The 2,196-nt window shown below is 71.0% G+C and carries 2 protein-coding genes; both read left to right on the top strand.

What is annotated here, in order from left to right; translation table 11 throughout:
• Positions 1-310: 310 nt before the first annotated feature.
• Positions 311-1,327, top strand: a complete 1,017-nt coding sequence (locus tag ACWD3D_RS36360; protein ID WP_451464931.1) for a hypothetical protein — start codon at positions 311-313, stop codon at positions 1,325-1,327.
• Positions 1,328-1,510: 183 nt separating this feature from the next.
• A complete protein-coding gene (locus ACWD3D_RS36355) occupies positions 1,511-2,071 on the top strand; it encodes a hypothetical protein (RefSeq protein WP_451464930.1) in 561 nt (186 codons plus the stop codon).
• Positions 2,072-2,196 lie beyond the last annotated feature (125 nt).

Genomic DNA, 2,196 nt, shown 5'->3' with positions numbered 1-2,196 from the left:
GGGCGCCCCGCCGCCCCCCACCCCACGCTCCGCCCAACGCCGTTCGGGCCCGCCCGCGTCGGCGGCCGGCGCCGAGTACCGGCTCCTGCGCGACGGGCGTCCCTCCGGGACGGCTCATCCTGGCCCGGCTCGCAGCCGGCCGGAACGTCCGGGCCGCGGGCGGCCCTCCCGCCCCGTCCGGACGCCGGGCCAACGGACGTGCCCTTCGGGCACGACGGTCTCCGTCGCGCTCTGCGCGACCACGGCGGCACCCCGACGTTCGGGGCGCCGGCCGCCCCCGACCGCACCACCGAATCCACGAGGACCACCCATGCCCACGCTCACGCACGCCGCCTCCCCGTTCGGAGACCCCTCGCCGCAGACCTGCTTGCAAGTCGCTGCGGAAGCCGCCTTGTTGGCCGTTATTGCCGCAGACGATGCCATGGTCGCCGTTCGCCGCAGCCGCTCCGGGACCACGAGGCTGGAAGCTGCCATGCACGCGGCCCACCATGAAGCCGTCGAAGCCGCCCGGCATGCCGACCGTGCCGAGAAGTACGCCGATGACCCCGAGATGCCTGCTGGCGCTCTCGCGTACTGCGCCCGCGAAGCCGTCCACCACGCCGTGCTCGCTCAAGCCGCCGCTGGAGCCGAGACGGCGGCCGAGGATCTGCGGGCCGAGCTGGAGCGGAAGCTGACGGCGGCCGAGTACGCCGAGCGGGAGACCGAACGGCGTCGGGAAGAGGCCGAGCGGGAGGCCGAGGAGTGCGCGGCCACCGGCATGGACGCGGACAACCGGGACCGGGCGACGATGAACCGGTATCTCGCCGAAGGCCACGTTGCCGAACTCGGTTGGACGGCGGGGCACGTCCGTGTGCTGGAGGCCGCCGAGTCCGGGCGCCTGTACTGGCGAGACGGAACGGCCCGGCAAGCAGCCCAGCGCGGTGTGTGGTCCGGTGGCCGGCGGGTCAGCCGCGACCGGACCGAGGCCCTGTTTGCCGCACGGTTCCTCGTCGCCGTCCGCCAGGACGACGGCACCCGCGTACTGACCCCCAGCCCGATGGGGCAGGTCGCCCTTGAGCTGGCGCGGCTCCACCCCGCCGGACTCCACGACAACGACCGCGACGCCTACGAGTCGCGGTTCGCCCGGGTCCGGCGGCGCCACAAGCGCCGTGACGACCAGAAGGCCGCAGCCCGCGCGCTCCCGCCGCTCGACTCCAGCGCCCGGAACCTGTACCGAAAGCCGGTCACGCTCAACGAACAGCTGGCCCGCGACGAGCGCGACGCCGCCGACCGATGGGAGGACGAGGGCGGCCACTGCCCCGGCGCGCATACGCCGAGACCGCGGTGAACTCCGTCACGAGCCCGTCCGTCCGGCTCATCCTGCCTTGGCACGGCCATACCGTCGTGCAGCCCGCTTTGTGGTCACGGCGGGCGCGGTGGCGGTGGCCGGACCGGCCGAATGCTGCTCGATCCCTCGGACACCGCAGACCCCCGCGGCAGGGTTCACGGCCGGAGTTGAGAGAGTGTAGTCATGAGCGAGTGGGGGGTGGCGCTGATCGCGGCTGGATCTGCGATCGCCGGCAGCGCAGTGACAGGCTGGTTCACGCGTAGTGCAGGTCTGCGGCAAGCATCTGCCGCGCGAATGGCTGGCGAGGAGCAGGCCGCGGCTGCACGGCACGCTGGCGAGAAGCAGGCCGAAGCCATCGTGGCGACTGTGCATCAGACCTTGGAGTCGCAAGTGCGAGGGCAGCAGCTCAGCATCAAGCGCGACGCATACGTCACCTTCCTACAAGCAGCCCATGCTCTTGCCGAAGACCGCAAGCGTGATCGAGGCGCGCTGGACGAAGCACTTTTTGCAGAGGCCAAGCGGGCGTATCAGGTCCTATGGCTGGAGGGCACAAACGCCGTCACGGCACACGCACAGTTCTTCATGCGGGCCGTGGAAGATTCCCTCACGGATAGTTCCGTCGGCATGGATCAGATCGACCGCTGCCTTCTTGACTACGTCACCGTGGCGCAGCACCACGTGCAGGAACCCTGGACTTGGATGCGGCGGAGCCGCAATTCCTGGATCTCAGGCCAGAATACATAGACTCTTCGCCCGTGACCTGTAGTTCTTTGTTGCCTCCGGCGGGTCCTCCTCGGAGGGGGTGGGGGCTGGTTGGTCGGGTGCGGGAGCGTCGTGGTGCGGGTGGTGGAGGCGGGGTTCCCTCCTCG

The organism is Streptomyces sp. NPDC002690 (assembly GCF_053592415.1).
This window is presented reverse-complemented; position numbering and strand designations above follow the sequence as displayed.

What these genes read in the sequence shown, in the direction of transcription:
- ACWD3D_RS36360 (WP_451464931.1), top strand. Translation starts at nt 311, where the DNA reads ATGCCCACGCTCACGCACGCCGCCTCCCCGTTCGGAGACCCCTCGCCG.
- ACWD3D_RS36355 (WP_451464930.1), top strand. Translation starts at nt 1,511, where the DNA reads ATGAGCGAGTGGGGGGTGGCGCTGATCGCGGCTGGATCTGCGATCGCC.